General features: G+C 66.3%; 4 protein-coding genes and 1 pseudogene. 4 read left to right on the top strand and 1 reads right to left on the bottom strand.

The window, feature by feature from the left end; translation table 11 throughout:
- Positions 1 to 169 (bottom strand): annotated as a pseudogene (locus WCB02_RS25355) (transcriptional regulator); the annotation flags it as partial.
- 185 nt (positions 170 to 354) lie between these two features.
- On the opposite strand from WCB02_RS25355, the gene WCB02_RS25350 reads away from it, so the two are divergent.
- The 4 genes from WCB02_RS25350 to WCB02_RS25335 all read left to right on the top strand — a co-directional run.
- Positions 355 to 2,634, top strand: coding sequence for a marine proteobacterial sortase target protein (locus WCB02_RS25350; RefSeq protein ID WP_423962506.1), 2,280 nt, complete (start codon positions 355 to 357; stop codon positions 2,632 to 2,634).
- Positions 2,635 to 2,731: 97 nt separating this feature from the next.
- Positions 2,732 to 3,337, top strand: coding sequence for a class GN sortase (locus tag WCB02_RS25345; protein WP_423962505.1), 606 nt, complete (start codon positions 2,732 to 2,734; stop codon positions 3,335 to 3,337).
- A 210-nt stretch (positions 3,338 to 3,547) separates the two neighbouring features.
- Positions 3,548 to 4,264 carry a DUF1614 domain-containing protein gene (locus WCB02_RS25340; protein ID WP_423962504.1) on the top strand — a complete coding sequence of 239 codons (717 nt, stop codon included), beginning with the start codon at positions 3,548 to 3,550 and terminating at the stop codon, positions 4,262 to 4,264.
- 167 nt (positions 4,265 to 4,431) lie between these two features.
- Positions 4,432 to 5,325 (top strand): CoA-binding protein (locus WCB02_RS25335; RefSeq protein ID WP_423962503.1); only part of this gene is annotated, 894 nt, incomplete at its 3' end.

Below are 5,325 nucleotides of genomic sequence, written 5' to 3'. Positions count from 1 at the left end.
GCGTGAACGGACGCCGGCCGCCCAGCGCCTTCTCCAGCGTCGACAGGCTGAGCTTGGCCTGTTCGGCCAGCATCTGGCGCGATATCCGGCGGCGTGCGATCTCCTCACGAATGGTCTCGGCCACCTGCAGGCTCAGCTCGGCGGAAAGCTGCTTGTCCGGCGTCGTCATCGTCCCCCCTGTTCGACTTCCACAATCCTACCAGACGGACAAGTCAGCACAAACGCGGACAAGCCCGCCATCGCCACGGCGCGCGGCAACGGCGCGCGGCCAAACAATGCCGATCATTCCGCTCGTGCAAAGCGGCTTATTTCCAGAGATTTCGCAACGCCGAATCCGGCTCTTTGGAGTGAGACATGACGATGTATGATCAAATCGCGCCTGCCAGGCGTTGGCGCCCCTCGCGCAAGACGAAAATAGCGCTGTTCTTCCTGGTGGAAACCATTGCCGCACTCCTGATCGGGTTTGGGGCCTTGTTCGTGGACTTCGGCCCGGCATGGTCGGCCGAAGGTCCGCTTCCGCCGCTGACCGGGCCCGGCGACGCGCGCTCCGGCTCGCTCTTGTTCAAATCCGATGACGGCACGACCGAAGCGCCGCGGCTCGGCATCGACGTCGACCTCACGGTCTCCGGCCCCACCATCCGCGCCCGCGTCACCCAGATCTTCAAGAACCCGACGCAGCACTGGCTGGAGGCGACCTATGTCTATCCGCTGCCGGCGGGCGGCGCGGTCGACACGCTGAAGATGGTGGTCGGCGACCGCGTCGTGATCGGCGACATCAAGGAGCGGCAGCAGGCGAACGCGATCTATCAGCAGGCCAGGCAGAATGGACAGAAAGCGGCGCTCACCGAACAGGAGCGACCCAACATCTTCACCAATTCGCTCGCCAATATCGGCCCGGGCGAAACCGTGCTGGTGCAGATCGAATACCAGGAGCCGGTCAGCCAGACCGGCAATGAATTCGCGTTGCGGGTGCCGATGGTGGTCGGCCCGCGCTATAATCCCGCCCCCATCGTGCAAAGCGTCGATCTGAAGCCGGACGGGCATGGCTGGGGCGCGAGCAGTGCCGATCCCGTGCCCGATCGCGACCGCATCTCACCGCCGGTGCTCGACCCCGCGCAGAACGGCCCGGTCAATCCGACCCGCATCACGGTGCATCTCAACGCCGGGTTTCCGCTTGGCGAGGTGAAGAGCAGCTCTCACGCCGTCAAGATCGACAGCCCGGACGCCGAAACGCGGACCATCAGCCTCGCCGACGGTGTGGTGCCGGCCGACCGCGATTTCGAGCTGACCTGGAAGCCGGCCGCCGCGACGGCGCCGTCGGTCGGGTTGTTTCGCGAGCATGTCGGCAATGCCGATTATCTGCTGGCCTTCGTCACGCCGCCCGCGGCCGAGCAGGCGCAGCAAAGGCCGCTGCCCCGCGAAATGGTGTTCGTGATCGACAATTCCGGCTCGATGGGCGGCACCTCGATCGAACAGGCCAAGGCGAGCCTGCTCTACGCGCTCGGCCGGCTCACCCCGGACGATCGGTTCAACGTGATCCGGTTCGATGACACGATGGACGTGCTGTTCCCCGCCTCGGTGCCGGCCGATGCCGAGCATCTCGGCCGCGCCACGGCCTTCGTCAGCGCGCTGGAGGCCAGAGGCGGCACGGAAATGGTGCCGGCGATGCGCGCCGCGCTGACCGATTCCACCGACAGCGACACCAGGGGCCGTGTCCGCCAGGTCGTGTTCCTGACCGACGGCGCGATCGGCAACGAACAGCAATTGTTCGAGACCATCGGCGCGATGCGCGGCCGCTCGCGGGTGTTCATGGTCGGAATCGGCTCGGCGCCGAACACCTACCTGATGACCCGCGCTGCCGAGCTCGGACGCGGCGCCTTCACCCATATCGGCTGGGTCGACCAGGTCGAAGACCGCATGCGCGCCCTGTTCGCCAAGCTGGAAAATCCCGTGGTGACCGGCCTGTCCGCGACATTCTCCGATACAGCCGCCGAGATCACGCCGGCCGTGATCCCCGATCTCTATCGCGACGAGCCGCTGGTGCTGGCCGCAAAACTCGACAGGCTTGCAGGCTCGGTCGAGATCACGGGCAGGATCGGCGACCGGCCATGGACCGTCACGCTGCCCTTGGCCAATGCGGCCGAAGGCAAGGGCCTGTCAAAGCTCTGGGCGCGGCGCAAGATCGGCGATGCCGAAGTTGCGCGCACGCTGCGGCAAGTGAGTCCGGACGAGGCCGACAAGACCATTCTGGCGCTCGCGCTGGAGCATCAGCTGGTCACCCGATTGACCAGCCTGGTCGCGGTCGACCGGACGCCGAGCCGGCCCGCTGGCGAACCGCTCAAGCTGGCCGAGCTGCCGATCAACCTGCCGGCCGGCTGGGATTTCGAGCAACTGTTCGGCGAGCGTCCGCATCTCCCGGCGCCGCCTGCGGAGCGCCGCGCCGAGGCTGACGGCCGCGTTCAAGTCGCGGGATTGAAGCGTCCGGTGATCGTCGCCGCGCCCGCGACGATCACGCTGCCGAAAACGGCGACCGACGCCGAGCTCAGCATGATGCTCGGCGGGGCGCTGCTGGTGCTCAGCCTGCTGCTGCTCGCGCTCGGGCGCAGTCGGCGCCTTTGCGCGGAGGCACTTTGAAGTGCGGCAGCGCCTCAACCACGTCATTCCGGGATGGTCCGAAGGACCAGACCCGGAATCTCGAGATTCCGGGTTCGCATCTTCGATGCGCCCCGGAATGACTGCAACATCGACGCATGTCGACTTGGCCCATGCCCCGTTTCGTTTCGTCATCAGCCTCCTCGCGCTCAGCGGCCTCTTGCTGTTCGGCCACGGCGCCTTCATCCACGCCAAGGCCATGCTGGCGCAAGTGCTGCTGGAGCGGGCCTTTGCCGAGACGGTTGCGACCGGTCACGCCACCAAGCCGTGGTCGTGGGCCGACACCACTCCGGTCGCGCGCATCGCGGTGCCGCGGCTGCACGCCAGCGCCATCGCGCTCGCCGGCTCGAGCGGGCAGGCGCTGGCCTTCGGTCCGGGCCATGTCGAGCTGACGCCCGACGCCGGCGAGCGCGGCGTCGCGGTCTACGCCGCGCACCGCGATACCCATTTCCGCTTTCTGCGCGATATCCGGATCGGCGACGAGATCGATGTCACGCGCAGCGACGGCCAGACGTTCCGCTACCTCGCGGATGCCACGGCGGTGGTGCGCTTCGATGCCTCCGGGATCGACCCCGAGGCCAGCGGACACCAACTGGTGCTCTCGACCTGCTGGCCGTTCGACGCACTGGTCTCCGGGCCGAAGCGCTACATCCTGCATGCCACCATGATCGGAGCGAATTCCTGAGAGCCGCCCCCTGCCAAGAACGCCTGAGCGGGTCCGCGCAAGGCTGTGCAAGAACGCGCAAAGTCGCCGCTTTTGCGGCGATTTCTGCCGTTCGACAGCGCTGTCGCGGAACGAACGACCGCAGCGGCCATTTGTCATCCCGCGTCCGACATGAGATGTTTGTCCGCTTCTTTGGTTTGCCGCGTGCGGCCCTAACAGACTGCTGGAATCATGGATTCGCAAATTCACTATCTGCCGTTGACGCCGGGATTCTTCTCGATCCTGGTGGTGCTGTTCGTCGGGCTGATCATTCTGGTCCAGCTCCGGATCCTGCGCTATGCCTATATGCGCCTCGGTGTCGGGCCGGGCACGGCGCTGCTCCTGCTGTTCGGTTCGCTGATCGGCAGCTATTTCAACATTCCGATCACCGTGCTGCCCGGCCATCCCGTCAGGACCCACGAATTCGTTGATTTCTACGGCATGCATTATGCCGTGCCGCTGGTCACGTCGTGGCCCGGCACGGTGTTGGCCGTCAATATTGGCGGCGCCGTGATCCCGACACTGATGTCGAGCTATCTGGTGCTGCGCTATCAGCTCTGGCTCAAGGCCGCGATCGCGGTGGTCGCGATCGCCATCATCATCCATGCCATGGCAACCCCGGTGCCGGGCGTGGGCATCGCGGTGCCGATCTTCGGACCGGTGGTCACGACCGCCATCCTCGCCTTCCTGCTGTCGCGCGAATATGCGGCGCCGCTGGCCTATATCGGCGGCTCGATGGGAACGCTGATCGGCGCCGACCTGCTCAACCTCGACAAGATCAACGGGCTCGGCGCGCCGGTCGCCTCGATCGGCGGTGCGGGAACGTTCGACGGCATCTTCCTGACCGGCATTCTCGCCGTGCTGCTCGCCGGCATCGCCTCGCCGCAGCGGCCGCGGCCCGCGTGGTAGGCACTGGCAGCACACCACTCGGCGCCCCCAATCATCGTCCCGGTCGCGCGGCGTCGGTTGGTTGCCACCCACCCCGACTGACCATAATAAGGCAGAAAAGCCGCGAGGCGACGGTACGTGTTGTTTAGTCCGGCTCGCGGAAAATACAGAGGGAAGAGGTTACGCCGATGGAAGCTCAGGTCGAAGCCAAGCTCAGCACCGCGTCCGTTTCACGGCCAAAATGGTCGCCCTCGCCCGACGCCGGTGCCATCGTCACGAGCATCCACGCGATGCTGCACCCGCGTAACATCGTGGTGGTCGGCGCCACCGACAAGCCCGGCAATTACGCCGAGCGCATCTGGAACAACCTGATCAAATATGGCTATCAGGGCGGCCTCTACCCGGTCAACGCCAAGCGCGAGACCGTCTGGGGCGTGCCCTGCTACAAGGACTTCGCAGGCCTGCCCGACAAGCCCGATCATGTGCTGATCCTGGTGCCGGCGCGCTTCGCGGTGCAGGTGGTGCGGGATGCCGCGACGGCAGGCGCCCGCTCCGCGACCATCGTCACCTCAGGCTTTTCGGAATTGCAGGATGCAGACAGCCAGCGGCTGGCGGTGGAGTTGCAGCAGGCGATCCGCGAGACCGGGCTTGCCGTCACCGGCCCGAACTGCCTCGGCAACCTCAGTGCCGGCGAGAAGCTGTTCACCAATATCGACGACCGCATCGTCACGATGGAGGCCGGCGCGGTGGCGATCGCCGGCCAGTCCGGCGCGATCGTGATGGCGATCCGCCAGGCGCTGGAGGATCGCGGCGTCGGCGTCGGCTATATGGTGACGACCGGCAACGAGGCCGGGCTCGAGACGCCGGACCTGATGAGCTATTTCGCCGCGGATCCCTCGATCCGCGTCATCGTGGTTTATCTCGAAGGCGTGCGGAACACCAAGGCGTTCCGCGATGCCTGCAAGGCCGCGCGCGCCGCCGGCAAGCCGGTAATCGCGCTCAAGCTCGGGACCTCCGAAGGCGGCCGGGCCGCGGCGATGGCGCATACCGGCGCGTTGGCGGGCTCGATCGAAACTTTCGAT

The sequence above is a fragment of the Bradyrhizobium sp. genome (assembly GCF_049581145.1).
Classification (GTDB): Bacteria; Pseudomonadota; Alphaproteobacteria; order Rhizobiales; family Xanthobacteraceae; genus Bradyrhizobium.
Note: the sequence above shows the minus strand (reverse complement) of the source record. Positions and strands in the feature narration are given on the sequence as shown.

What these genes read in the sequence shown, in the direction of transcription:
- WCB02_RS25350 (WP_423962506.1), top strand. Translation starts at nt 355, where the DNA reads ATGACGATGTATGATCAAATCGCGCCTGCCAGGCGTTGGCGCCCCTCG.
- WCB02_RS25345 (WP_423962505.1), top strand. Translation starts at nt 2,732, where the DNA reads ATGACTGCAACATCGACGCATGTCGACTTGGCCCATGCCCCGTTTCGT.
- WCB02_RS25340 (WP_423962504.1), top strand. Translation starts at nt 3,548, where the DNA reads ATGGATTCGCAAATTCACTATCTGCCGTTGACGCCGGGATTCTTCTCG.